This is a genomic window from Streptomyces sp. DvalAA-14, assembly GCF_900091855.1.
Lineage (GTDB): Bacteria > Actinomycetota > Actinomycetes > Streptomycetales > Streptomycetaceae > Actinacidiphila.
Map to the genome: position 1 here is coordinate 44,161 of NZ_FMCH01000560.1, position 24,305 is coordinate 68,465.

Consider the following 24,305-nt stretch of genomic DNA (forward strand, 5'->3'; position numbering starts at 1 on the left):
CGGATCGTGTTGCCGCAGGTAGCCGCGGCTGGGTGCGGGTGGCGGCGGCTGGGTGCGGGTCGGGTCCGAAGGGGGCGGGCGGGCATGTCGTGACGCGGCACCGGTCATACCGGTTCCGCGCGGGAGAGATCGACGGTACCAGTTAAACCGGTGCCGCCCTTAGGCTGGCCCCATGACCGACAGCGCCGCCGTCCGTGTCCTCGCGCCCGTTCGCTTCCGCCAGGGCTCGGGGCGGCTGTGCCTGGATTACCTGCGCACCCTGCGCTACCGGGGCACCCCGCAGGCCACCGAGGAGTTGGCCGACCCGCAGGCGCTGGCCGCCTGGGTGAAACAATGCGGGCCCTGCGGGGATGGACCGGTGGCCCGTCCCGCCCCGGGGCAACTGGTGCGGGCACGGGCTTTGCGCGAGGCGGTGCACGCGCTGATCCTCGCGGCTCTCGGCCCGGACGGCCCGGCCGCGCTTCCCGCCGGCGCCCGCGCCCGGCTCAACTCCGCCGCGGCGGACCCCCTCCCGACCCCGCAGCTCACCCCGTCCGGCGCACTCGGCTGGCACGCCGAGGACCCGGTCACCGCCACCCTGGCCCTCATCGCCCGCGACGCGCTCGACCTGGCGACGTCCCCGACGCTGCTCCCCCGGCTGCGCCCCTGCGCGTCCCCGGTGTGCGGTGCGTTCTTCCTGGACCACTCCCGTCCCGGCGCCCGCCGCTGGTGCTCGATGGACACCTGCGGCAACCGCGCGAAGAAGGCCGGCGCGCGAGCACGCGCCTGAACCTCACGGCGTACGGCGGCTCGAGTGGCCCCAACGGAAAGTGGTCATCATGGCGTCGAAGAGTTCGGCGACGGCCCGGGTGAAAGGGCTCGCCGGGTCCCCGTCCCCCGCGGTCGAGAAGCTCACCGTCAGCCAGCGGCCACCGTCCCCCGGGACGGGCACCACGTAATCGACATGCCGCGTCGGCACACCGGCTTCCGCCTCCTCCTCCGCGGCCGCCCGTACGTACTCCCGGCGCACCCCGACCGTCTCCGCGACCCCGCGTACCTCCCCCGCCTCCCCGGCCAGCCGCCCCAACACGGCTTCCGGCTGCGCCGCCTCCCCCTCAACCCCCTCAACCCCTTCAACTTCTGCCACCTCTGCCACCACGAACGAAGCGGCCAACATCCCACCCCCGGGCCGCGCCCCCACCGGCACGTACAGATCCAGCCCGCCCGCCTTCCGCGCCTCCGCCACCAGCCCCTCCACCCGCCGCCTCACGTACAGCCGGTACGCCATCCCCTTGTCCCGCGGCACCCCAGCGGGAATCCGCTCGATCCCCCGAAAGATCCTCGCGTCCAGCACCGCGCGGGTGCCATTGCGAAGGGGCACGCGAACCCAGCCGGGCGGCAGCAGCAGGCTGTACGCGGTGGGCGGGGTGATCGTGCTCACCGCGGCACGCCTGCACTGCGCGCGGTGCGGTGCAGGCGCCAGCGCGCCAGGGTCGCGACGAGCGGGGCAACGAGGGGAATCGGCGTCAGCACCCACCCCCCGGCGGATGTGAGGGCCATACCGCCCAAGAACCCGCCGAGCCAGACATAGAGGAGCACCCCTGAATCCCAGCCATTGCTACGCCATACGCCATGCATGCCTGCCCAGGTGAGCAATTGGCCAATGGCTGAGAGGCCAGCCATCTCCAGAGCGAAGGTCAACCGGCTCGGGTCGAGCAGCCTCGCCGTCAGCGCGATAACGCACAAGCCAAGCATCGGAGTTGCTGCCCCATAGCGGATGAGTCTGTCGCCTCGAGCCAGCAATGGATCGTTAGTCAGCTCGCTCGGGAACACAGTCTCTCCGTCTCAAGGGTCACCATGACGACCCAACTTCGTTGGTGTAGCGGTTCTTCAGCCGTCCGTAGGGACCGTATTGCCACTTCTGCGGGAAGAGGTCGCTGCTCCCGACTCCCTTGTCCCAACCGTCCACCAGCGTGGCGACCGCCCACATGCCCTGAAAAGCCCGCTTGTGGGCCTCCGCCCCCAAGCTCGCCCCTTGCACCTCCGGGCTGTCCGGATATGCCTCCCGTAGCCGCTGCACGTCCTTGTGCAAGTTGGCCGTCTCCTTGTCCCCGCCCACCACCGCCGCCTCCCAGCGGGAGGCCACCGCCAGCGGGACGGCGGCCTCCTCCGCCGAAGCGGCGTGGCCGGCCCGGAGTGAGGCCGCGCGGGCGATATTGCGGGTGTGGCGGGCCCTGGCCCGCTCCGCGCGGGTGGAGGCTCGGCGGTTGACGACCGCTGAGGAGCGGTCGCGGAGGGATCGGGTCTCACGGGCGGCTGTCTCGGCCGCTCGCTCCTCCGCGGCCAGTTCCGCCGCGACCTTGGTGGCGTCCCGCACCTTGCGCAGGTTGGTCAGGGCGACCGCGCCCACCTGCATGGTGAGCAGGCCGAAGATGTCCATGCCGACGTCCGCCCACGAGCCGTCGGCTGCGGACGCGAGCAGCAGGTGGCCGGCGAGGACGCCGAAGGTGAGCCAGAGGGCGAGGCCCGCGACCCAGCCGGCCGGGGTCATCGTGATCGCGGCGATCGCGATACCGCTGGCGACCCAGCCCATCAGGTCCACGACGAACGAGATCAGACTCTGGCAGGTGTCCACCTCGTTCTTGCGTCGCTCCCACCAGCTGTCCCTGATCTTGTCGTCGATTTCGTGGCGGATGCGGGTGGCGTAGTGGTCGGCCCGCCCGTCCCGTTGGTCGGTCACCCGGGCAAGCGCCTTGCGGTGACGGCCAGCCGGATCGCCGTCGTCCGGTGCTCCCGATGCCGATCCCGATCCCGATCCGTATCCCGATCCCGATCCCGATCCAGCGGCGGCCTTCTCCTCCGCCTGGGCGGTGTGCAGGATGCGGTCCGCCGCTGCCTGGAAACCCGCCAACTCGGCCGCCCAGCCGCTCAGTCCGCCGTGGACGCGTTCGTAGCGCTCGGCGGTCTCCCGCAGCCGGACCTCCAACTCCCGTGCGCCGTCGCGCAAGGCATCGGCGTAGCGGCCCTTGAGCCCATGGCCGTCCGCGATCAGTCTGAGGTCACCGGCCTCGGTTCTGAGCTGAGCGGCGACCCGCTTCATGTGCGCGACTTCTTCGAGAATCGCGCTTGGGTCGCCCGGGACCGGATCGGCGTCGGTGAGGGGATGCCAGTCGCGCGGCCGGGGGCGGCCGGCCACCGTACGCACGCCGCTCAACCCGTCTGCGCCAGACGGTGATCCGTTTGCCGGAAGGTCTCCCGGGCCGATCCGACGAGGCCGCCCACCGACTCGATGTGGGTGAGCAGCTTCTTGCGGTACCAGGACCAGTTGTCCACGAAGGCGTCCATGGCGTCCGCGACGGCGCCCGCACCCCAGATGTCGTGCAGCTCGTCTCGGTGCGCTGAGATCGTACGGAATTCGGCGTGCAACTTGCCCAGCAGCCGTTCCGCGTCGCCCAGCACCTCATCGGTGACCTGGAGGTCGCTCATTCGCGCACTCCCGGGCACCGCCGTTTTCTCCTGTCAGCAACCACAACCGCACAACGGTCCGTATCCCGCCGAAGGTTACGGCCCCATCGGCATATGCCAGCCGAACGGGTGGCGGCACCCGGCGGCGGCACACGCGGCACCGGCGACCGCGCCGTGGCGACTCGGCGGTTCCGCGGCGGATCAGTTGGCGATGTCGCCGCGCCAGGCCGGGAGGAGCTCGTCCAGGAGCGCTTCGACTCGGGGTGGGAGCCCGCGGCTGGGGCCGCTGACCGCATCGCTGCGGGCGATCAGCGAGCGCGCCGCGGCTTCGAGCCGGGCCGGGTCGCCGATCGCGTGCGTCGCGCGCAGGAGTTCGAGCCAGAGGCGTTCGTCGTCGGGGGAGACGGTGAGACCGGTGTCCACCGCGGCCACCGCTGCCTTCGGCTTGCCCGCGTCGAGGTGCAGTTCGGACAGGGCGAGGGCGATCTCCGCCACCAGAACGGGGTGTTGGGCATCCACGATCTCGTGGCCGAGCCAGCCGTAGCGACCCGGTGAGCGGTCGGCCAGCAGCGGTCCGCGGGCCAGGGAGAGGGCATCGGTGAGCAGTCGGCGGCGGGCGGCGGCGTCGCCGGCGGCCTGTCCCTCGGTGGCCTCGTGGTGCAGGGTCTGGAGGACGTCCCAGTCGGATACGACCGATGTGGCGAGCACGATCCGGCCGGTGTCGTCGAAGGTGAGCCGGGCCCGGCCGCCCGGGTCGGTGCCGAGCCAGTCGCGGAGCCGCTCGATCAGGGCGTCGCGGACATCCTCGGTGACGCCGCGCGGCCACAGCGCGGAGGCCAGCACTCGCGGGTGCACGCCTTCTCGGTGGAGCAGCAGCAAGGCCAGTGCTTCGTGCAGGAGTTGGCTGCGGTCAGCGGCGGGGCTGTCGATGCCGATGATCTCGAACGGGCCGAGCAGGCGGGCGTAGACACCGGGGCGCCCCTGGTCGGAGAGGTCGACAAGGAAGGGCGGCGCGTCCGGCTCGGGCCCGTCGTCCCCCCCGGCCTCGGCGAACAACCGAAGTACCGCCTGGTATTGGGCGGCCGGCAACAGTTGTGCCTGCAGGTCCAGCCCGAGCAACGGGGCCAGCAGCCGCCCGGCGGGGGTGACTTCGAGATCCCAGGCCGCACCGGGAAGTTCGGCGTGGCTGGAGGCGACCAGGTAGCCGATCCCCAGCCGGCCGGCGTCGGCGGCAAGTTCGGCGAGGCGCTCGGCCTCCTCGTCGGTGGGCTCGGTGGCGAGCAGGACGAGGTGGGGGGCCCACTGGGTGTGCTGGGCGCGTCCGGTACGGCCGGTGAGGACGCTGTCCTGTCCGGCCGTACGCAGCGCTCCTGCCCGCTGGTTGGTTTCGGCGGTCATGGTCTCGATCACCTCGGGGACATCGGCGAGGTGCCGTACCCGGGCGGGTGCGAGCGCGGTGAGGTCCTCGGCGAAGCCGACGAGGGTGACGGTCATCCGGTCCGACCAGCCGTTGGTGGCCAGTTCGCAGGCGACCGAGGCCAGCACGGCCTCGCGGTCGGCGCGGGCGCCCGCCAACGAGACGATGCCCGGGACCGCTTCGAGGTTGAGCAGCAGCCGGGCACCGTCCAGCGTGCCGAGCGCGACCAGCCCGGGGTACGGGGCCGCGGCCGCCACGTCCGCGTCCTCCGGCAGATCAGGGCGGTCGAGTTGCCAGAACGTCTGGTCCTGGCCGAGATGCCAGGGCGTCGGCGGTTGCCCTTCGGGCCAGGCGAGTTGCAGGTGAAGAGCGTCACTCGTGAGCCAAGCCGCGTACACGGTGGGGAGCTTGCGCCCTTCGGCGGCGAGTCGCGCGGACAGCGCGCGCAAACCCCGGTCGAGGAAGGCGACCGTGTCGGGGTCGGCGCCGATCCGCAGCGCGTCGGCGACGTCGGCCTGTGGGCCGCTGGGGGTGCGGGGAGTACGTAGGACGCCCCCGGTGACCGACTGCCACAGCGCGGTACGGCGCCGGCGGCCGAGTGCGGCGAGCAGGCCGGCGGCGAGCAGCGGGGAGCCGATCAGCGCTTCGGACAGCCCGAAGGCGAGAGAAGGTGAGGTCACGGCGGTGAAGGCAGCGCCGACCGGGGAGTGCGCGGACTCGGCACCTGCGTCGAGGGTGCTGGCGGCGGCCCCGGTGCTCTCCCCACGCTCGGGGTTCGCGGTACTGCCCCCGCTTTTGGCGCTGTCGGGGACCTCGGCGCGTCCGCCGGCAACCCCCTGCCCGCTGCCGCTGCCCGCGGTTCCGTCCGCCCCGGCGCCGCCGCGCTCGGCGGCCGCGGCCCGGTCGGCCGGGTGCGCGCCTTCCGCGGTGGTGTCCTTGGCACCTCCGTGCTGGGCGTAGCGCTGCACGTCGGGCGCGGTGTGCGGGGACGCGACCGGCATCTGCACGAGGTCGCCGCCGTGCGCGTCGGCCGGCATCTCCATCACCCAGCCCGGCCGGATCAGGCTCGCCTGCGACAACCGCGAGCCGTCCGGCTGCACCCGGTCCTTGTTGAGTTCGTAGATCTCCTTGTAGCGGCGGCCGTCGCCCAGGTGGCGCTGGGCGATCTCCCACAGCGAGTCGTGGTGGCGGCCCTCAGGCGGGCTTATCCGGTAGAACTTGGTGGCCTGCTGAGTGGACTGCGCTGTGTCCCGGCCGACTGCGGCGTGCTGAGCCGCCTGCTGCTGCGGTACGGCGGCGGCCGTCCGGTGGAATTGCTGCTGTCCCGGAGTCTGCTGGGCCGTGACGGCGACGCCGGGTCGGGCCTGGCCCTCCATCGGCTGGTGCCGGCCGATCTGGGCCAGGCCGGGGACCAGACCGGCGGTGCTCACCCCCACCAGCAGCAGCGCGGCGATCAACTGCCGGGCCAGCAGCTGGCTCGGCCCGGAGGCGGGCACCCGGTGCGGCAGGCCGACGCCGGACACGGCCGCTTTGGCCTCGACCAGCACGCACGCGGTGAACTGCGCCCAGGCCAGCCACACCACGACAGCCAGCGTGTTGACGAACGTCTCCGCGGTGATCGGCTGCTGCACCAGGTCGGAGTCAAAATGGTGCGGCAGCGGCGAACCGATGAAGTACAGCAGCGCTCCCGGCACCCCGATCAGCAGCACGGCCAGCGCGAGGAACGCGGCAAGGGCCCGCACGAAGTCGCCGACGGAACGGCGCCTGCGCGGTGGGCGGGCCGGTGCTTCGCCCTGCGGCGCGTGGTGACGTCCCGTGGCGGCGGTGCGTGCCATGGCTGCTTCCTCTTCTGCCTTCTGGGCCGGCGTGTGCTGGGCGGATGCGGATCGGTCGTGACTGGTCGTGACTGCTCTTGATCGGTCGTGATCGGTGCGGGCGGGCGTGGCCGGTGCGGGCGGGCGGTCGTGGCCGGTCCGGTCGGTCGGTCCCGGGCTGGATCGGCTTGCGGCGGCGTCAGTTCGCCGGGCCGGTCACGGACTCGGCGGCGGCCGTTCCGTGGACGACGATCGGCTTGTCGTAGAAGAAGCCGGTCAGCATCGGCCGGTAGGTCAGTTGTATGGACACCTCCACCCGGTCGGGCTCGGTGAGGGTGCAGCCGGAATTGCCCGCGTCCACGTCGTCCAGACCGGACTTCTTCGCGAAGTCGACCACGTCCGCTGTGCACTTGTCGGTGTTGATCACCGGGGGCGTCCCGGCGGGCGCGGTGCGCAGTGCCTCGACGTCGATGTCCTCGGCCGCGTAGCGGGCTGCCTGTTCGGCGATGTCGGCGGCGCGTTCGCGTTTGGAGATGGACAGTCCGCCGTCGACGACAAAGGCCGCCAGCGACATGAAGAGCAACGCGAAGATGAGCACGGCTGCGGCGCCGGAGCCGCGGTCCGCTCGGCCGCGGACTCTCAGCCGGCCGACGACACGGTCACGGACGCTCGCGAGGACTCGGGAGTTCGCCATCAGTCGGCCACCGCCCTGCGGTACGGGTCCAGCGGGGAGGCGGCCGTGGCGGTGAGGGTCTTGTCGATGTCGAGCCCGAGCGAGCCGAGACCGCGGATGGTGCAGCTCACCTGGACCTGGAAGAGCGAACGCGGTGCGAAACCTCCCTCGCCGACCTGCTCTACGTGCAGGGTGCCGCCGACGCAGGTGCCGGCGAGGTCGTTCCTGGCCGCGTTCTCGGCCTGGGTCATGGCGCTGCTCTGGCTGCGCTGGAGGGAGCCGGCCCGTGCGGCGTCGCGCGCCGCACCGTCCAGCGCGCCTCGGCCGTTGACGAGTTGACCGAAGGCGACCAGCACCAGGATGAAGAGGATCATGACCGGGGCCAGGATCACCACCTCGATGGTGGACAGCCCGCGATCGGCGACTGCCCGGCGCCGTGGACCGCCGGCGGGGCAGAGGGTCCGCCGATCGAGCCGATCGAGCCGGTCGGCCCGACGGCCGAGTGGTCGGAGTGTGCTGCGCATCGGATCAGCCCCCCGGGTTGTCCGGGACGAAGCGCTCCACCGGACCCTGCGACAGTTCGCGGACATGGAAGTGCAGGCCGGGAAAGATCGTCGGCACATTGCCGGTCACCCGGATCCCGACCGTGGCCGCGTCGGGCTGGACCGGCTCGATCGCGCCGTCGGTCAGCAGCTTCGGGCCGAGTTGCCTGATGTACGTCCGGGCGGTGTCGGTGGCGCTGTCCGACCACCCGCCCGGGTCGGCGTCGGCCTCGGCGCGGGCTTTGCGTGCCCCGGCCTGGGCCGCGGCCAGAGCGACGTGGTCGGCGAAGAAGTAGAGCCCGAACTGCACCGTCGCGAAGATCATGAAGAACAGCACCGGGGTGAGGAACACGAACTCGATCGCGGTCATGCCCCGGTCGCCGCCGGCGCGCGCGCTCGCGCCTCCGGCAGCCCCCGGGCCCGTACGGCTGCCCACGCCGCTGTCGCCGTGCACGGCGTCCAGTCTTCGGCCAACGGCGCGGCGCAGCGTGTCGGTTGTCCGCTTCATCCCTCGGTCCCCCGGCTCCGGGTCAGCAATTGCTGGAGCTGCCGTCGGCGTTGTCGATGCAGTTCTTCACATCGTCCGCCTTGCCGTTGAGCGCGCCCTTGATGGTGAAACCGATGGCGACCACGATCCCGACGACGATGGCGGAGATGACGACCCATTCGACGGCGGAGGCACCCCGGGACAGCTCCTCCCGGCGGACGCGGTCGATGCGGCCGCGGACGAAGGCGATCATGAAATCAAGTGCGGGGTGGGAGACGGGTAGACGGTTCATGGTGGAAGTCCTCTCGACTCGACGACGCTCGGGTTTCGGTGACGCTTGGTGATCAGACCTGGAACACGCGCATCGCGGCGGGGAAGATCAGGAAGACCAGGAACCCCGCGCACAACAGGAGTTGGGCGACGAGCATGGACTGCGACTTCTCGCCGGCCTCGCCCTCGATCTCGGAGAGTTCACGGTGCCGCATCGTCTCGGCGCGGGCGCCGAGCGACTGGCGGATCTTGGCTCCGTCGTCGGCGACCAGACCGAGGGTGATGGACAGGTCCTGCAACTCCTCGATGCCGAGCTCCTCGCCGAGCCGTCCCAGCGCGACCCACTGGCTGGTGCCGGTGATGCGGGCGTCGGTGAGGCAGTTGCGGATCCGCATCAGGGCCCAGCCGTCGCTGATCTCGGCGGCGGTCATCAGCGCTTCGGGAAGGCCGCGGCCGCCGGCCAGGTTCATCGAGACCAGGTCCAGATAGGCGCCGATCACCCGCCGCAGGTCCTTGCGCTTGTTGGCGGCGTCCCGGCGCACTTCGACGTCCGGGAGCAGGAAGAACAACCCGCCGAAGATCAGTGCCATCCAGACCGGGATGATCGGGCTCAGCCCGAAGCCCAGTTCCCACAGGCCGGCGAAGACGAACGGCCCGAAGAGCACGCCGATGGCGGACAGCATGATCTTGGTGGCGAGGAAGCCCTCCCAGCTGCGGCCGAGTACCGCCAAGTCGGCGCGCAGCGAGCGCAGTTCCCAGCCCTGCTGGAGGTAGAAGGCGGCGACCCGCTCCCCGAGCCGTCCCTTGAGGCTGCCGTCGCCTTCGGCGGCAGCGGCCGGATTGACCGGGCCCGCGGCGCGCAGCGCGTCGATCTGCGCCACCGTGGAGACGGCGCTGCGCCGGCTCGGTGTCAGGGCCCGGATCAGGGCGAATACGCCGAGGCCCACGAAGCCGCCGACCAGGCAGGTGAAGAGGATGGTGTTCATCGGGTGCTCGCCCCCTGCCCCGGCAGAGCCGACGGGCCCGGCGCCGGACGGCCCGGCGCCGCGTGGTCGGGGAGTTGCTGACCGGGAAGCTGCCGGCCAGGCAGCGGGTGCGCGGGCAGTGGGTGTCCGGGCCCGAACTGCCCCGGCGGACCGGTGCGTTGACCGAGCCGCTCGGGCGCGTGGACGAGGAACCGCTCCGGCTTGTCGATCTTCGCCAGGCTGCGCAGCCACCAGAATCCGGCGGCGAACAGCCCGCACACGACGGCGAGCACGAGTTGGCCGATCGCGGTCCCGTACGGCTCGACGAAGCTGCGGTTGAAGATCGCCAGGCCGAGGACGAAGCCCACCGAGACGATCACCACGATCTGCACGCTGCGCCGGGTGCTGGCCCGCTGGGCCATGACGCGCTGGCGCATGTCCACTTCCTCCCGGGCGGACTTGGCGAGCGCGCCGAGCACTTCGCGCAGGCCGGGGCCGCGCAGCCGGGAGTTGAGAATGAGGGCGGCCACGATGACGTCCGCGGAGGCGTCGTTGATCTCGTCGGCGAGGTGCTGGAGGGCGTCCGGCAGCGGGGTGCGGGACCGCAGGCGGTTCACCAGCGCGGCGAGGTGCGGGCGCAGCGCGGGGGCGGCGGCCCGGGCGGAGGCCGGGATGGCCTGCTCCAGGCCGACCGCGCCGGCGATGGTGTCGCGCAGCGATTCGGTCCAGCCGGCCAGGGCCTCGACGCGCTTCATCGCGGCGCGTTCCTCGGCCGCGCCGCCGAAGAGCTTGTTCCAGGAGAAGACGAGAACCGCGGTGGCGATGCCGAGCACGATCCAGCGGGTGAGGCCGAGCACGACCAGACCCGCGACGACGGCCAGCGAGCCGCGCTGCGACAGGAAGCGGGCCAGCTCCGAAGCTTTGTCGGCGCTGCCCTGGCCCGGCTTGCCGGGTTTGGGTGCCCAGCCGCGGATCGCGACGATCAGCAGCGCGAAACCGCCGCCGGCCACCGACCCGGCGAGCAGGCCGTAGAGCACTTCGACGGAGAAGATCCCGGACATTACCGCCACACCCCCGTGGGCTGGTAGCCGTGGGCGAGGAGTTCGTCGAGGCAGGAGATGGGAGCGTGCGGCAGCGCCACACCTTCCCGCGCCTCGGCGAAGACCTCGCTGGACAGAACGCGGCCGTCCACGCCGTTCACCTCACGGATGGAGGTGACGACACGGCGCAGCGTACCGCCGCGCTGGAAGTCGTTGCGGCGCTGGAGGAAGACCACGAAGTCGATGGCGCCGGCCACCAGCATCTGGGATGCCTCCACCGGCAGCCGCTCCCGTGCCTGCAGGGCGTAGGTGGAGATGCGGTTGAAGACTTCGGCGGAGCTGTTGGCGTGGATGGTGGACAGTGAGCCGTCGTTGCCCTGGGACATCGCGTTGAGCATGGTGACGATCTCGTCGCCGAGCACCTCGCCGACGATCACCCGGGAGGGATTCATCCGCAGCGAGCGGCGGACGAGCTCGGCCATGGAGATGGCGCCCTGGCCCTCGGAGTTGGGCAGCCTTTCCTCGAACGCCACCACATTGGGGTGGAGTTCGGGAAATTGGTCCAGGCCGAGTTCCAGGGCGCGCTCGACGGTGATCAGTCGCTCGTGCGGCGGGATGACATTGGCCAGGGCGCGCAGCAGGGTGGTCTTTCCGGCGTTGGTCGCGCCGGCGATCATCAGATTCTTCCGGGCGAGGACCGCCGCGGACAGGAAGGAACCCAGCTCCGGGGTGACGGTGTAGTTGCCCACCAGGTCGGCGAGGAAGACTTTGCCCAGGCGGGCCCGGCGGATGGACAGCGCGGGGCGGCGGGTGACGTCCATGACGGCGGACAGCCGGGAGCCGTCCGGGAGGCGCAGGTCGAGCTGCGGGTTGGCGGTGTCGAAAGGCCGTGAGGACAGACCGGAGTAGGCACCGAGCACCTGGATCAGCTCGATGAGCTCCTCGTCGGTCTCGGCCACGGGATCGGCGGGGACTTCCCGGCCGTCGGCGTATCCGACGAAGACCTGGTCGCAGCCGTTGATGTCGATGTTCTCGACTTCGGGGTCGTCCAGCAGCGGCTGGAGCCGACCGACGCCGAAGAGCGCGGCGTGCACGGCGGCGGCGTACGCCTCCTCGGCCTGGGCGTCGGGCGGGGTACGGCCGACGGTGATCTCGGCGCGGGCGTAGTCCTCCAGGATCTGGGCGATGATCGCCCGGGCGAACTGCCGTTCGTCCTCGCCGGACATGGGCGCGGTGTTCGACAGCTGGTCGAGCCTGCGCTGCTCGGAGATGCGGTCACCCGCCTCCTGGCGGAAGCGCTTGACGAGCTGGTGGTCCACCTCGCTCATCGGAAGACCCCGTACCGCTGGGGCACGTCGGCGGTGATCTGGCGGGCGGACCGGATCAGCAGCGACTTGTCGAGCCGGCCGCGGCGCCGGCCGCTGAGCATCTCGGCGCCGGCCGGGTCGTGGGCGAGGGTGCCGACGACCCGGGCGGAGATCTGCGAGGCCACCAGCATGTCGTTGACCTGTCCGGCGATGCGCGCGCTGTGGCCGGGGTCGGTGATGAGCAGGATGCCGATCGGGGGATGCCCGAGCGCCGCGGCGGCGCCGCGCTGCGAGCCGTGCAGTTTGGCGGACAGGGCGCCGGCCCGGTCCCGCACCCGGGCCAGATGCTCCGGCTCGGTGCGCGAGACCAGCAGCACCAGGGCGGAGTGCGCGAACAGTTCGAAGGTGGGGGAATCGACACCGATCCGGCCGCAGTCGGCGATGACGTCCGCGGCGCCGTTGGGCGATTCGTCCAGGGTGGCGAACGCCTGGCCGAGCATCGGCCACAATCCGGCCAGTCCGGCTGCCTGTTCGGCGCTGCCGAGGCCCACCAGTACGTCCAGTCCCCCGGTGAGCGGCTGGGCGTGGTCCCACAACTGCTCGGCGGCCAAGCCGCGCCGGGCGGTGGCCGCGAGCGACAGCATCCCGGTGTTGGGGTCGAGCGCCCCGCCGTGCGCGGCGAGCGAACGGTAGACGAGGTCGCCGCCGGCCGGGTCGGTCTCGGCGAGCAGGACGCGGCGCGGCCAGACAGCGGCCAGCGCGACGGCGGTCGTGGTGACGCCCGGCGAGCCCTTGTCGGCGGCGACAGCGATCAGTGCCATGACGTCTTCGCCCGCTCGCTTCAGTTCTTACCGGTGACGAGTACCAGGGCGACATCGTTCGCCGAGGCGGCGGTGGTCAGCTTCCCGGCGTCCGCGGAGTCGACCTGCACGGTGACCGAGGTGTCGCCGGACGAGAAGTCACCCGATGCCGACTTCACGTCTTTGACGATCACGTTGTCGCTGATGAGGTTTCCGTCGCCGCTGATGGAGCCGCTGTCCTGAGTGGCGGTGGCGGCATTCGTGCTCACGTTGTACGCGGCCACGGTTTGACCGGCCCTGAGGCCGCGTGGGAACTGATCGTCCTTCAAGGAGAGGCCGACGAAGGACTTCCCGTCCGTGACGACCTTGTCCTTTGACATGATCATCGTGTCCGTCAGCACCGAAAAGGCGACAATATTCGTGCTGGCCCGGTAGTTGTCCGCCAGGATTCCGCGCTGCTCCCATCGCACGAAATGCACACCGGAGTCGTCGGAGAGCATCACTTCGCGAATGGCCGTTTGCGGGATCGCGTCACCGGCTGCGACCGGCGCGATGACCTCCACGACGGAGACCTTGTTCCCGGCGCGGAGCACCATGACGGTCGCGCCGAGCGCGCCCACCAGGATGAGCAGCACCGCGAGTGCGGCGAGTGCGGGCTTGCGCTCGCGCGGCGCCATCGGCAGCCGCTCACCGCCCAGCGGCGCGCCGAGCGCCGGAGCGGGAACGGACTGGCGGCCGCCGCCGTCGCCCGAACCGGATCGTTCCCTGATCTTCACGTCACTGCCCCCGTCGAGCCGGCGTGCATCGAAATCGGTCGCATGGGGAGAGACTGCCGCGCTCCGGTCCGGCGACAGCCCGCAGGCCGATGTCAAGTCACCGCACGTTATCAGCGCCTCACAAACACCCTCAAGGCGCATCCCGCGACAACAGACTCACAACCTTGCAACGGAACGAACGATCGGCCTGACGCGCCCTCACTCGGGCAGCACGCCGCAACGCCCGCTCAATCCACCCCTCTTCGGTCCGGCTTGTGACCACTCTGCCATCCCGCACCCGACCCGTGTCCACCCCGGATTCCGGCCTGTGGATAAGCCGTCAGATGTTATCCACAGGCCGGTGCACGAGCCATGCGGCGACGTCGCCGAAACCGTTATCGTCCTTGACAACCAAGTCGAATCCGGGGGAACGAGGAAGCCGTGCGTCTGTCGTTGACCGTGGTCGATCCGCTCGGCGGGGACCGCGCCGATGTAGTGGTCGACGCCGATCCCGCGTCGACCGTGGCGGAAGTCGCCAGAGAGCTGGGCCGGAAGGTCGGCGGGGGCGGGGCGGACATCATCTCGATCTCCGGCGGCGGTTCCCGCTCCCCCGGCGCTCCGGCGGTGTACGTGGACGGTTACGCGGTCGATCCCGGGTGGTCGATGGCCCAGTCACCCCTGCGCGAAGGAGCGGTGGTCAGTCTGTACGATCCGGCCGGCTGCGTGCCGGGCGAGCCGGCCGGCGTGGTCGAACTGCGGGTGGCGGGGGGTCCCGACGCGGGAGCGGTGCACCGGCTCGGCATCGGCCGGGTGGAGATCGGGCGCGGCCCGGCGGCCCGGATCCGGATCGACGACTCCGAACTGGCCGACCGGGCCGCGGTGCTGACGGTCGGCATGGGCGGCACCTGCCAGGTCACGGTCGGCGCCGAGACGAAGGAATGGCCGCTGGGCGGTCAGCTCACCCTCGGCAACACCCTGCTGGAACTGGGCCCCTATGTCCCGCCGAACGCGGCGCTGCGCCCCGGGGAGGACGGGGCGACCTACGAGTACAACCGGCCGCCGCGGCTGTCACCGCCGGAGCGGGTCACCCTCTTCCGGCTGCCGGCCCCGCCGAGCGAGCCCGCCGCCCGGCCGCTGCCGTGGCTGATGGCGCTCACGCCGCTGGTCATGGCGGTGAGCATGGCTTTCGTCCTGCACCGCATGATCTACCTGCTGATGGCCGTGGTCAGCCCGGTGGTCATGGTCGGCAACTACTTCATGGACAAGAAGACCGGCCGCAAGTCCTACGCCAGGACCGTCACCGAGTACCGCGAGCGCAGGGCACGCATCGAGCAGGACGCGCGCGACGCCCTCGACGCGGAGCGCAAGGACCGGGCGGCGGCGTCGCCCGACCCGGCCACCGTCCTCAACACCGCGACCGGGCCGCGCACCAGGCTCTGGGAGCGGCGGCGCGGCGACGCGGACCATCTGCTGATCCGGGTGGGCACCGCCAAGGTCCCGTCCGAAGTGGTCCTCGACGACCCGCAGCAGGAGGAGCACCGGCGCAAGGTCACCTGGCAGATCGATGACGCGCCGGTCGCCCTGGAGCTGCGCCGGCTCGGCGTGATCGGCTTCGCGGCGCCGGGCGAGGCGTCCCGGGCCCTGGGCCGGTGGGCGGTCGCGCAGGCAGCGGCGCTGAGCAGTCCGATGGACGTGCAGTTCTATGTGCTCACCGAGCAGTCGGGCCGGGAGAGCTGGGACTGGGTGCGCTGGTTGCCGCATGCCCGGCCGACCGACGGCCAGGACGCATCGGCCTTGATGGGCACCGACGCGGAGACGGTCGCGGCGCGCATCGCCGAGCTGGGGTCGATCCTCGACGGGCGGCGGAAAGCCCGGCAGTCGGCGGGCAGCGCCGCTCACCATCCGGCCTTCTTCAAGGACCCGGACATCGTGGTGATCCTGGACGGCTCCCGGCGGCTGCGAGCCATGCCCGGCGTGGTCCAACTGCTCCGCGAGGGACCGGACGTTGGGATGTTCCTGATCTGCCTGGACACCGAGGAGCGCTTCCTGCCCGGCGAGTGCCAGGGCGTGGTGGTCGCCGAGTTCGAGGCGCCCGCCAGTTCAGCGCAGGTCGCCTCGGTGCCGGAGGAGACCGTCGGGGGTGGCTTCCCAGCCGGCGGCTTCCCGTCGCACAACGCCTGGTACTCCAACACCCGCCAGACGCAGGCAACCGAGGCACAGCCCGCCGCCGGTTCCTTCCGGCTGCGAGTCGAGCAGGCGGGTGCGGCCCGCATCCGCAAGGTCCGGCCGGATCTGGTGTCCCCCGCCTGGTGCGCCCGGCTGGCCCGCTGCCTGTCGCCGATCCGTGACATCAGCGGCGACGCCGAGGACTCCTCGATCCCCTCGGCGAGTCGGCTGCTCGACGTGCTGGATCTGGAGCCGCCCACCGCCGAGGCCATCACCGCCCGCTGGCGGCTGAGCCCCATCTCGACCCAGGCGGTGGTCGGCGAGTCCTATGACGGCCCGTTCGCCATCGACATCCGCAAGGACGGTCCGCACGGACTGATCGCCGGCACCACCGGTTCGGGAAAGTCCGAACTGCTGCAGACGATCGTGGCCTCGCTCGCGGTGGCCAACACCCCGGAGGCGATGACGTTCGTCCTCGTCGACTACAAGGGCGGTTCGGCCTTCAAGGACTGCGTCCAACTGCCCCACACCGTCGGGATGGTCACCGACCTGGACGCCCACCTGGTGGAGCGGGCCCTGGAGTCCCTCGGCGCCGAGCTGAAGCGGCGCGAGCACATCCTGGCCGGGGTCGGCGCCAAGGACATCGAGGACTACACGACGCTGCTCAAGCGGCAGCCGCAGCTCGTGCCGATGCCCCGACTGCTCATCGTGATCGACGAGTTCGCCTCAATGGTCCGTGACCTGCCGGACTTCGTGACCGGTCTGGTGAACATCGCCCAGCGAGGTCGCTCGCTGGGCATCCACCTGATACTGGCCACCCAGCGGCCGAGCGGAGTCGTCTCCCCGGAGATCCGCGCCAACACCAACCTGCGGATAGCGCTGCGGGTCACCGACGGCAGCGAGTCCTCGGACGTCATCGACGCACCGGACGCGGGCACCATCTCCAAGTCCACGCCGGGTCGCGCCTATGTGCGACTGGGCGCGACCTCGCTGGTCCCCTTCCAGTCCGGCCGGGTCGGAGGACGGCGGCCCGGCGCGGTGGAGAACGTGTCGGTGACGCCCTGGGTGGATGTCGTGGACTGGTCGCAGCTCGGCCGCAGCGCCCCTCAGCGCCCGGCGGGTGCGAAAGGGGAGGAGGACGAGATCACCGACCTCAAGGTCCTGGTGGAGGCAATTCGCGGAGCCAACGAGCGGTTGGCGATCCCCGCCCAGCACAGCCCCTGGCTGCCGGCCCTCCCCGACGCGCTGCTGCTCGAAGAGTTGCCGGCGCCGACACCGGCCGGCGCGCTGGCGCCCGCGCCCTATGGAGTGGAGGACCTGCCCGCGCTCCAGGCCCGCCAGGCGGTGGCCGTCGACTTCCACACCTTCGGGCATCTGCTGGCCGCCGGGGCGCCGCGCTCCGGGCGCTCCCAACTGCTGCGCACCATCGCCGGTTCGCTGGCCCGCACCCACTCCACCGCGGATCTGCACCTCTACGGCATCGACTGCGGCAACGGCGCGCTGAACGCGCTGACGAAACTGCCGCACTGCGGGGCGGTGGTGGGCCGTTCGCAGTCCGAGCGGGCGATCCGGCTGATCGGCCGGCTCAAGGCGGAACTGACTCGGCGTCAGGACTTGCTGGCGGCGGACGGCTTCGCGGACATCGGGGAGCAGCGGGGGGCCGTGGCGACCGAGGAGGAGCGGCTGCCGCACATCGTCGTGCTGCTGGACCGCTGGGAGGGGTGGACGCCCTCGCTGGGCGAGTTGGATCACGGGGCGCTCACCGACGAGCTGTTCACCTTCCTGCGCGAGGGCGCCTCGGTGGGCATCCATCTGGTCATCACCGGGGACCGCACGCTGATGGCCGGGCGGATCTCCACCCTCACCGAGGACAAGATCGCGTTCCGGCTGGCGGACCGCTCCGACTTCGCGCTCATCTCGGTCAACCCCCGCAAGGTGCCGGACGCCATCTCGCCGGGCCGGGCCTACCGTTCCGAGTCCGGGGTCGAGCTGCAGGTGGCGCTGCTCGACGGCGAGGCCACCGGTCAGGGGCAGGCCGCGGCGCTGACCGCGATCGGCGCGGCGGCCACGGAGCGGGATGCCGCAGTTCCGCGGTCGCGGCGGCCCTTCCGGGTCGATGTGCTTCCGTCCCGGCTGTCCTTCGCGGACGCCTGGCAGATGCGCGACACCGACGCGGCCCGCAATCCGCTCTGGTCGCTGGTGGGCGTTGGCGGGGACGAACTCACCGGGCACGGCCCGGACCTGTCCGACGGCCTGCCCGCCTTCGTCATCGGCGGCCCCGGCAAGTCCGGCCGCTCCACCCTGCTGCTCACCCTCGCCCGTGGCTACCAGCAGCAGGGCGTCAAGCTGGTGGTGGCCGCGCCGCGCCCGTCGCCGATCCGGGAACTGGCCGGCGGCGAGGGGGTGCTGCGGGTCTTCACCGGCAGCGACATACCCGGGGACGAGCTGGCCGAGGCGCTGGAGAAGGCCGAGGGCTCGCCGGTGGTGGTGGTGATCGACGACGCGGAGCTGCTGCGCGACTGCGACGCCAGGGATGTGCTCAAGGAGATCGTCTCCCGCGGCACCGACCAGCGCCGGGCGGTGGTGCTGGCCGGCGCCGAGGAGGACATCTGCTCCGGCTTCTCCGGCTGGCAGGTGGACGCCAAGAAGGCCCGGCGCGGTGTGCTGCTCTCCCCGCAGCAGACCATGAGCGGTGAGCTGATCGGCACCCGGCTCAGCCGCAGCAGCGTCGGCGGTCCGGTGACGCCCGGCCGGGCCCTGCTGCACCTCGGGGACGGGGAGCCGAAGACGGTGACCGTGCCGCTGACGGTCTGACCGTCTGACCGTCTGACAGCCCGACACTCCGATGCCCCGACCCACGGCCGGGCACTCCGACCGGCGGGGACGGGGCGTCGGGCGGCCCGATCGGTGGCGCTGGGCAGTCCGGCAGGTGGCGGGCGCTTCAGCCGGCGGCCGGGCTCCCGGACTGCTGGGGGCGCGGTGGGCGATCGGGCCAGCGGTGGGCGGGGCCCGCCGCCCTGGCGAGGAAGCCCGCGCCGACCCACCGGGAGGCGACCCCGGCGGGCGGTCCGGAGCCCCCTACGCCGCTCCCGCCGACCCCAGGACCGAGCTGGCCGGTCCCACGGCCTCGGCCAGGAAGCCCTCAACCGTGGCGTACCAGGCTTCCGGCTGGTCCCAGGGGACGAGGTGGCCGGCGTCGGCGATCTCGGCGTAGCGGCCGCGCGGGAGGACGCGGACCATCTCCTGCGCCTCGGCGCGACCCAGCAGCCCGTCGAGGCCGCGGACGACCAGCGCCGGGCAGCCGACCTGGGCCAACTCGTCCCAGTGGGCATCTCCTATCCACGGATCGCGGGCGCGGACCAGTTGCTCGGGAGCGCACAGCGGCCGCCAGCCGTCCTGGTGCTCTTCCATCACCTCGGCGAAGTAATCGCCCCTGACCGGGTTCGGCCGGTCGGCACAAGCGGCCTCGGTGAACCAGCGCCGCACGTCGCCCAGGGTGGCGAAGGGCAGCGGCCAGCTCTCCAGCCAGTCCAGCCATTTGCGCTGGGCGGCCTCACCGAAGGGAGACGCGCGCATGTCGCAGATGACCACGGCGGCGACCAGATCGGGCCGGCGGGCGGCGCACTGCCAGGCGGTGAGCGCGCCCACCGAGTGGCCGATGAGGGTGACCGGAGCCAGGTCGAGCTGCTCGATGGCGGCGATGGCGTCGGCGGTGTACGCGTCCGGTGTGTACGGCCCGTCGGGCTTGTCGCTGCGCCCGTGGCCGCGCTGGTCGAGAGCGAGCGCCCGGTAGCGCGGGGCGAGCCGGCGGGCGGTCGCCGCCCAGTGCGAGGCGCGGCCCAGCAGCCCGTGCAGCATCAGCACGTTGGGCCGCCCGTCGGCCGACCCGTTCGATGACGGCCCCGGGCTGTCGGCCGCCGACGATGCCGCGGCCACGGACCCGGACCCGGACCCGGACGCGGACGCCTGAGCCGGATGCGCGGTCGGCTGCATCGCGAAATCCCAGGCCGCGAGCCGTGCGCCGCCCGCTCCCCTCACCTCGTACCGCTGGATCATCTGCCGCACCTCCTTTCCCGACCCACGCTATCGAACTTTTATTCGAACAAGCGGTCAGCGCGCCCAACACCCCTCGTTCGAGTGACAAGACTCAAGGATTGACCGTCGGAGCCGAGGGGATGACTTCAGCGGGACGCGACACGAAGGGGAAGCGGGTCGCGGGGAGGCACTCGGGAAGCTCGGGGTCCCGGGTCCGCCGAGGGGAGTTCAGGGGAGGGACGCAGGGGGTGGAAGGGCCCCGGCGCCATCGAGCGGCGCCGGGGCCCGACACTCGGCCGCAGCAGGGCCGGCCGTCCCGTCAGGGAGCGGCGAACCCACCGGACGAGCCGAACCGGCAGCGGTCGAACAGGCAGCGGTCGAACAGGTAGCGAAGAAGCAGCGGCAGGCCACGAAAAGCCGCGGAAACAGGGGAAGGGGGTGCGTTACCTCTTGGCTACGAAGACATGCGAAGCGATCTCGGCGTCCAGCTCGGCGGCCTCACCGCCGCTGCCGACCAGGACGCCGCCGGCCGAGCTCGTCACGCTGATCACGGCGCCCGGCTGCACACCGGCCCGCCGCAGGGTGTACATGACCTGGGCGTCGGTCTGGATCGGTTCGCCGATCCGGCGCACCACCACACTGGCTCCCGAGTCACCGGGCTGCAGCTCGCTGAGGCTGACCATGCCCTCCTCCAGGAAGGGGTCGGCCACACCCAGCTCGCCCAGCTCCTCCAGCCCGGGAATCGGGTTGCCGTACGGCGACTCCGTGGGGTGCTCCAGCAGCTCCAGCACCCGCCGCTCCACGGCTTCGCTCATCACATGTTCCCAACGGCACGCCTCCGCGTGCACGTGCTCCCACTCCAGGCCGATCACGTCGACCAGCAGGCATTCCGCGATGCGGTGCTTGCGCATCACGCGGGTCGCCGTGCGGCGGCCCTCGTCGGTCAGTTCCAGGTGTCGATCACCCGCGACATGCAGCAATCCGTCGCGTTCCATACGTGCCACTGTCTGGGAGACCGTCGGGCCGCTCTGGTCGAGCCGCTCAGCGATCCGGGCACGCATGGGAACCACACCCTCCTCTTCCAATTCCAGGATGGTGCGGAGATACATCTCCGTCGTATCGATCAGTCCGGACATCGCGCCCCTCGTTTACTCGTGCGTGGCCCTGGGTCAATTCTGACGCATCCGACCGACAACCGGGCCCGGCAAGGAATTCCCCGCCTTGACACCGGTAGCGGGCCGGCACCACGGTGACCGCATGACTGACCCCTCCGAGGCCCTGTCGGACCGTTATTTCGACGCCGCCATCGCCCTGCTGCGCCGGGTCCGGGACGAGGAGGGGGCCGCGATCAAGGCCGCCGCCGGCGCGGTGGCGGATGCCATCGCCGCAGGTGGCCGGGTGTTCACCTACGGCGCCGGCCATTCGTCCCTGCCCGCGCAGGACGTGGTGTACCGGGCGGGCGGGCTGGCGCTGGTCAATCTGCTGTCGGTGCCGGGTACGACGGGGGTGGATGTGGTGCCGGCCACGCTCGGCAGCGCGCTGGAGCGGGTGGAAGGTCTGGCGGCGGCGGTGCTGGACACCAGCCCGGTGCGGGGCGGCGATGTGCTCTTCGTCATCTCCCTGTCCGGCCGCAACACGCTCCCGGTGGACATGGCGCGGCAGGCACGGGCCCGGGGGGTGCTGGTCGTCGGCGTGACGTCGGTCGCGTACGCCGACGGGACCCGATCCCGGCACGCGTCGGGGACGTACCTCAAGGACAACTGCGACATCGTGCTTGACTCCAAGATCGCGGTCGGCGACGCGGAGCTGTCCGACGACGGCGTCCCGGCGCCCTTCGGGCCGGCCTCCACGGTGGTGACCAGTGCGCTGATGCAGGCGGTGATCGCCACGGCGGCGACGGAGCTGGCCGCCCGGGGCATCACCCCGCCCATGATCCGCTCCGGCAATGTGGACGGCGGCCTGGACTGGAACGGCCGGGTCTTCGAGGAGTACCGCGACCGGATCTTCTTCCGCCACTCCGCCCAGCGCTGACCCCGGCCCACCTCCAGCCCGCCCCCGGCCCGTCCGGGCCAGCCCTGTCCCCGGCCCGCCCCCAAGCCCGCCCCCGTCCCGTCCGGGCCAGCCGCTCGGGGCGGATCTCAGCGGTCCCCCGTCAGTCCCGCCAAATCCAGCGCCATGGCGACCCGGGCCGCCACGTCCTCCGCGTAGGCCGCGTCGGCCCGGTCGAAGAGACGCCGGCCGGAGCCGCGCAGAAATGTGAGGGCGCCGACCGTACGGCCCCGGCTGCGGAGCACCGTCGTCAGGCCGTGGACCGTGCCGGGCGGCCAGCGCCTGGCCGCCGCCCACGCGTCGGTGCGCTCCCGGGACACCTGCTCGGCCGCGGCCCCCGGTGCGACCACCGGTCCGGCTGCGGCGGCGGGGGCGGAGCTGGGGGCGGAAGGGGTGGCGCCCCCGGCGGCGGCATAGCTGGTGCGCACGGTGCCGAGCCGCTCCACCGCTTGGAGCACGGGGTGCCCGGGCTCGTAGCCGACCGGTATGGCGTTGGCCGGGTTCGCCACGCCGGGGCCCGGTTCGCCCTCGGGGGTGGCGGCGATCCGGACCAGCCGTCCGGCTCCGTCCGCGAGGTCGACCAGCGCGTGGTCGGCGAAGCCGGCGAGGGCGAAGTCGAGTTGGAGGACGGCCGCCTCCAGTGCGCTCTCGCACTCCGCCGCGGCCCGGTCCGCCCGGTGCAGTTGCTGGTAGCGGAAACGTATCCGGGCGCTCTGCCGCTCGACCGTCTTCTGCACGGTGACGTCGGAGAAGAGCCAGCCGACACCGAGCGGTACGGGTTCCTCGCCCAAGGGCGATCCGAGCAGGACGAAGCCGCTGCGCCAGCAGTGCCGGGCGTGGGTGTCGTCACCGCGCGGGCTGACCCAGATCTCGAGGCCGGCCGGTGAGGCGCCCTCGGCCAGTACGTGCTGCAGCGCGTTCTCCAGTTCCTCGACGCCGTGGTCGAGGAGTTCGCCCAGCGGCCGGCCCAGCAGTGCCTCGCGCCCGCAGTGGAGCAGCCGGGCGGCCTGCTCGTTGGCCAGCGCGGGCCGCAGGTCCGCGTCGATCAGCACCACGCCCCAGGAGGCGTCGGAGAACAGCGACTCGCTCAGCGCGATGGACCGCTCCAGGTCGATCTGGGCGTGCACGTCGGAAAAGGCGCAGTAGAGTCCGGCCGGCCGTCCGTCGGCGCCCGCCACGGCCGCCGACTGGGTGCGGACCAGCACCCGGCGGCCGTCCTTGGTCAGCAGCGCGAACTCGTGCACCTGGCGGCCGGGCGCGTCCATGGCCGCGAGCAGCCGTTCCTGGGTCTCCCGGGCGTCGGCGGCCCGCGCCGCCCAGCCGCCGAAGCCGCGCCGGCCGACGGCCTCCTCGGCCGTCCAGCCCAGAATGCGGGTCGCTTCCGCGTTCCAGTGGGTGATCACGCCGTCCCGGTCGAACGCGCACAGGCCGGCCTCCATGCCGTCCAGCAGCGCGGCCAGCAACTGCTCGTCACCTCGGGGTTGCGCGTCGAATGGCTGCACGTCACAACATTCAACCCGGGTGTGGGGTGCGTCACACGAGATTTACCTAAATAGGTTGTGCGTTTCCGGACGACTTTCTTAGGCTGGCGGTACACACGAAGGGAGGTGGTCTGAAGCATGAGTTGCAGTCGGACACGTGAGGTGACTGCGGGCTAGCACCGCGCACTCGGCGTGCAAAGTGCTCGCCAATCCCACGCAGTACACCCGACCCGCGGGCTCGTCGGACTTGTCCGGCCGGTGCTCGGAGCCGCAAGGCTCCGGGGAGAGCCCGCGGGTCGTTCGTGTTCCCGGACCCTTCCCCGGATCCTTCGCCGACCTTCACCGGACCCTTCGCAGACCTTCGCCGACCTTCGCCGGACTACGGCGCGAGCCGTTCCACCTGCCAGCCGCCGCCCTGGTCGTATACGTAGCGCAGCCGGTCGTGCAGCCGGTTCTCCCGGCCCTGCCAGAACTCGACGGTCGCGGCCGCCACCCGGAAACCACCCCAGTCCGACGGCACCGGCACCCGCGTCCCCTCCGGCCAGCGTGCGGCCCGCTCCGCGAACTCCTCTTCGAGGACCGCCCGTGAGGCGACGACGCTGGACTGCTCACTCGCCCAGGCGCCGAGCTGCGAGCCGTGCGGCCGGCTGTGGAAGTAAGCCGCCGTCTCCTCCGCCGGGACCCGCTCCGCCCGGCCGCCGACGATCACCTGGCGGGCGATCGGGTGCCAGGGGAAGACCAGCGAGAGATAGGGGTTGGCCGCCAGCTCACGCCCCTTGCGGGAGTTGTAGTTGCTGAAGAAGACGAAGCCGCGCCGGTCGTATCCCTTGAGCAGCACCGTCCGGGAGCTGGGCACGCCGTCCTGGGTCGCGGTGGAGACGATCATCGCGTTGGGTTCGGTCAGCGCGCCGCTGCCGGTGGCCCGTACCGCGTCGGCGAACCAGCGGGCGAACTGCTCGTAGGGGTCGTCCGCCAGTTCGGTCTCGTCCAGTCCGGCCGCTTGGTACTGCTTGCGCATGGACGCCGGGTCGTCGACGGCCACTGCCTGGTCACGCCCCTC

21 protein-coding genes are annotated in these 24,305 nt (G+C 71.8%); 3 read left to right on the forward strand and 18 right to left on the reverse strand.

All coding sequences use genetic code 11. From position 1 onward, the window contains the following. Window positions 1–172: 172 nt before the first annotated feature. The gene (locus tag GA0115240_RS30225) at window positions 173–769 is read left to right on the forward strand and encodes a CGNR zinc finger domain-containing protein (protein ID WP_093741580.1); all 597 of its coding nucleotides are present in this window, start codon (window positions 173–175) and stop codon (window positions 767–769) included. A gap of 3 nt (window positions 770–772) precedes the next feature. Here the strand turns inward: GA0115240_RS30225 and GA0115240_RS30230 are convergent, their stop codons facing one another. The 14 genes from GA0115240_RS30230 to GA0115240_RS30295 all read right to left on the reverse strand — a co-directional run bounded on the left by GA0115240_RS30230 (window position 773) and on the right by GA0115240_RS30295 (window position 13,631). After that, window positions 773–1,420 carry a hypothetical protein gene (locus GA0115240_RS30230; protein ID WP_093741582.1) on the reverse strand — a complete coding sequence of 216 codons (648 nt, stop codon included), beginning with the start codon at window positions 1,418–1,420 and terminating at the stop codon, window positions 773–775. Beyond that, window positions 1,417–1,812, reverse strand: coding sequence for a hypothetical protein (locus GA0115240_RS30235; protein WP_141709019.1), 396 nt, complete (start codon window positions 1,810–1,812; stop codon window positions 1,417–1,419). The genes GA0115240_RS30230 and GA0115240_RS30235 overlap by 4 nt, the downstream gene beginning before the upstream one ends. Before the next feature lie 19 nt (window positions 1,813–1,831). Further along, window positions 1,832–3,079, reverse strand: a complete 1,248-nt coding sequence (locus GA0115240_RS30240; protein ID WP_141709020.1) for a hypothetical protein — start codon at window positions 3,077–3,079, stop codon at window positions 1,832–1,834. 110 nt (window positions 3,080–3,189) lie between these two features. Then, window positions 3,190–3,465 carry a hypothetical protein gene (locus GA0115240_RS30245; protein ID WP_093741587.1) on the reverse strand — a complete coding sequence of 92 codons (276 nt, stop codon included), beginning with the start codon at window positions 3,463–3,465 and terminating at the stop codon, window positions 3,190–3,192. A gap of 180 nt (window positions 3,466–3,645) precedes the next feature. Then, entirely contained in the window at window positions 3,646–6,696 is a 3,051-nt protein-coding gene (locus tag GA0115240_RS30250; protein WP_093741589.1) for a BTAD domain-containing putative transcriptional regulator, read from the reverse strand. Between the two features lie 178 nt (window positions 6,697–6,874). Beyond that, window positions 6,875–7,369, reverse strand: a complete 495-nt coding sequence (locus GA0115240_RS30255; RefSeq protein ID WP_093741591.1) for a TadE/TadG family type IV pilus assembly protein — start codon at window positions 7,367–7,369, stop codon at window positions 6,875–6,877. After that, window positions 7,369–7,872 carry a TadE/TadG family type IV pilus assembly protein gene (locus tag GA0115240_RS30260; protein ID WP_093741593.1) on the reverse strand — a complete coding sequence of 168 codons (504 nt, stop codon included), beginning with the start codon at window positions 7,870–7,872 and terminating at the stop codon, window positions 7,369–7,371. Before GA0115240_RS30260 ends, GA0115240_RS30255 begins: the two co-directional genes overlap by 1 nt. Window positions 7,873–7,876: 4 nt before the next feature. Then, window positions 7,877–8,260: a TadE family protein gene (locus tag GA0115240_RS30265; RefSeq protein ID WP_161302579.1), complete on the reverse strand. Its 384-nt coding sequence runs from the start codon at window positions 8,258–8,260 to the stop codon at window positions 7,877–7,879. Between the two features lie 160 nt (window positions 8,261–8,420). After that, window positions 8,421–8,669, reverse strand: coding sequence for a Flp family type IVb pilin (locus tag GA0115240_RS30270; protein WP_093741597.1), 249 nt, complete (start codon window positions 8,667–8,669; stop codon window positions 8,421–8,423). A gap of 52 nt (window positions 8,670–8,721) precedes the next feature. Then, window positions 8,722–9,633 (reverse strand): type II secretion system F family protein, encoded by a 912-nt coding sequence (locus tag GA0115240_RS30275; RefSeq protein WP_093741599.1) that lies wholly within the window; start codon window positions 9,631–9,633, stop codon window positions 8,722–8,724. Further along, window positions 9,630–10,673, reverse strand: coding sequence for a type II secretion system F family protein (locus tag GA0115240_RS30280; RefSeq protein WP_093741600.1), 1,044 nt, complete (start codon window positions 10,671–10,673; stop codon window positions 9,630–9,632). Before GA0115240_RS30280 ends, GA0115240_RS30275 begins: the two co-directional genes overlap by 4 nt. Then, the gene (locus GA0115240_RS30285; protein WP_093741602.1) at window positions 10,673–11,980 is read right to left on the reverse strand and encodes a CpaF family protein; all 1,308 of its coding nucleotides are present in this window, start codon (window positions 11,978–11,980) and stop codon (window positions 10,673–10,675) included. Before GA0115240_RS30285 ends, GA0115240_RS30280 begins: the two co-directional genes overlap by 1 nt. After that, entirely contained in the window at window positions 11,977–12,780 is an 804-nt protein-coding gene (locus GA0115240_RS30290; protein ID WP_093741604.1) for a hypothetical protein, read from the reverse strand. Before GA0115240_RS30290 ends, GA0115240_RS30285 begins: the two co-directional genes overlap by 4 nt. A gap of 20 nt (window positions 12,781–12,800) precedes the next feature. After that, window positions 12,801–13,631 (reverse strand): hypothetical protein, encoded by an 831-nt coding sequence (locus GA0115240_RS30295; protein ID WP_202451884.1) that lies wholly within the window; start codon window positions 13,629–13,631, stop codon window positions 12,801–12,803. 324 nt (window positions 13,632–13,955) lie between these two features. Here GA0115240_RS30295 and GA0115240_RS30300 point away from each other — a divergent pair, with 324 nt between their 5' ends. After that, window positions 13,956–18,494, forward strand: a complete 4,539-nt coding sequence (locus GA0115240_RS30300; RefSeq protein ID WP_093741608.1) for an FtsK/SpoIIIE domain-containing protein — start codon at window positions 13,956–13,958, stop codon at window positions 18,492–18,494. 264 nt (window positions 18,495–18,758) lie between these two features. Here GA0115240_RS30300 and GA0115240_RS30305 read toward each other — a convergent pair whose 3' ends face one another. After that, window positions 18,759–19,736: an alpha/beta fold hydrolase gene (locus tag GA0115240_RS30305; RefSeq protein WP_093741611.1), complete on the reverse strand. Its 978-nt coding sequence runs from the start codon at window positions 19,734–19,736 to the stop codon at window positions 18,759–18,761. Between the two features lie 422 nt (window positions 19,737–20,158). Continuing rightward, entirely contained in the window at window positions 20,159–20,851 is a 693-nt protein-coding gene (locus GA0115240_RS30310) for a metal-dependent transcriptional regulator (protein WP_093741613.1), read from the reverse strand. A 121-nt stretch (window positions 20,852–20,972) separates the two neighbouring features. Here GA0115240_RS30310 and GA0115240_RS30315 point away from each other — a divergent pair, with 121 nt between their 5' ends. Continuing rightward, window positions 20,973–21,746 (forward strand): SIS domain-containing protein, encoded by a 774-nt coding sequence (locus GA0115240_RS30315; protein ID WP_093741615.1) that lies wholly within the window; start codon window positions 20,973–20,975, stop codon window positions 21,744–21,746. A 107-nt stretch (window positions 21,747–21,853) separates the two neighbouring features. Here the strand turns inward: GA0115240_RS30315 and GA0115240_RS30320 are convergent, their stop codons facing one another. Together GA0115240_RS30320 and pdxH are read right to left on the reverse strand one after the other, a co-directional pair. Then, window positions 21,854–23,266: a PAS domain-containing protein gene (locus GA0115240_RS30320; protein ID WP_093741617.1), complete on the reverse strand. Its 1,413-nt coding sequence runs from the start codon at window positions 23,264–23,266 to the stop codon at window positions 21,854–21,856. Window positions 23,267–23,624: 358 nt separating this feature from the next. After that, window positions 23,625–24,263: a pyridoxamine 5'-phosphate oxidase gene (gene pdxH, locus GA0115240_RS30325; protein WP_093741637.1), complete on the reverse strand. Its 639-nt coding sequence runs from the start codon at window positions 24,261–24,263 to the stop codon at window positions 23,625–23,627. Between the last annotated feature and the right edge of the window lie 42 nt (window positions 24,264–24,305).

Coding starts and splice junctions, on each gene's coding strand:
- GA0115240_RS30260 (WP_093741593.1), bottom strand. CDS start 7,872: ATGCGCAGCACACTCCGACCACTCGGCCGTCGGGCCGACCGGCTCGAT.
- GA0115240_RS30250 (WP_093741589.1), bottom strand. CDS start 6,696: ATGGCACGCACCGCCGCCACGGGACGTCACCACGCGCCGCAGGGCGAA.
- GA0115240_RS30290 (WP_093741604.1), bottom strand. CDS start 12,780: ATGGCACTGATCGCTGTCGCCGCCGACAAGGGCTCGCCGGGCGTCACC.
- GA0115240_RS30255 (WP_093741591.1), bottom strand. CDS start 7,369: ATGGCGAACTCCCGAGTCCTCGCGAGCGTCCGTGACCGTGTCGTCGGC.
- GA0115240_RS30240 (WP_141709020.1), bottom strand. CDS start 3,079: ATGAAGCGGGTCGCCGCTCAGCTCAGAACCGAGGCCGGTGACCTCAGA.
- GA0115240_RS30265 (WP_161302579.1), bottom strand. CDS start 8,260: ATGACCGCGATCGAGTTCGTGTTCCTCACCCCGGTGCTGTTCTTCATG.
- GA0115240_RS30285 (WP_093741602.1), bottom strand. CDS start 11,980: ATGAGCGAGGTGGACCACCAGCTCGTCAAGCGCTTCCGCCAGGAGGCG.
- pdxH (WP_093741637.1), bottom strand. CDS start 24,263: ATGCGCAAGCAGTACCAAGCGGCCGGACTGGACGAGACCGAACTGGCG.
- GA0115240_RS30225 (WP_093741580.1), top strand. CDS start 173: ATGACCGACAGCGCCGCCGTCCGTGTCCTCGCGCCCGTTCGCTTCCGC.
- GA0115240_RS30280 (WP_093741600.1), bottom strand. CDS start 10,673: ATGTCCGGGATCTTCTCCGTCGAAGTGCTCTACGGCCTGCTCGCCGGG.
- GA0115240_RS30305 (WP_093741611.1), bottom strand. CDS start 19,736: ATGATCCAGCGGTACGAGGTGAGGGGAGCGGGCGGCGCACGGCTCGCG.
- GA0115240_RS30275 (WP_093741599.1), bottom strand. CDS start 9,633: ATGAACACCATCCTCTTCACCTGCCTGGTCGGCGGCTTCGTGGGCCTC.
- GA0115240_RS30245 (WP_093741587.1), bottom strand. CDS start 3,465: ATGAGCGACCTCCAGGTCACCGATGAGGTGCTGGGCGACGCGGAACGG.
- GA0115240_RS30310 (WP_093741613.1), bottom strand. CDS start 20,851: ATGTCCGGACTGATCGATACGACGGAGATGTATCTCCGCACCATCCTG.
- GA0115240_RS30315 (WP_093741615.1), top strand. CDS start 20,973: ATGACTGACCCCTCCGAGGCCCTGTCGGACCGTTATTTCGACGCCGCC.
- GA0115240_RS30270 (WP_093741597.1), bottom strand. CDS start 8,669: ATGAACCGTCTACCCGTCTCCCACCCCGCACTTGATTTCATGATCGCC.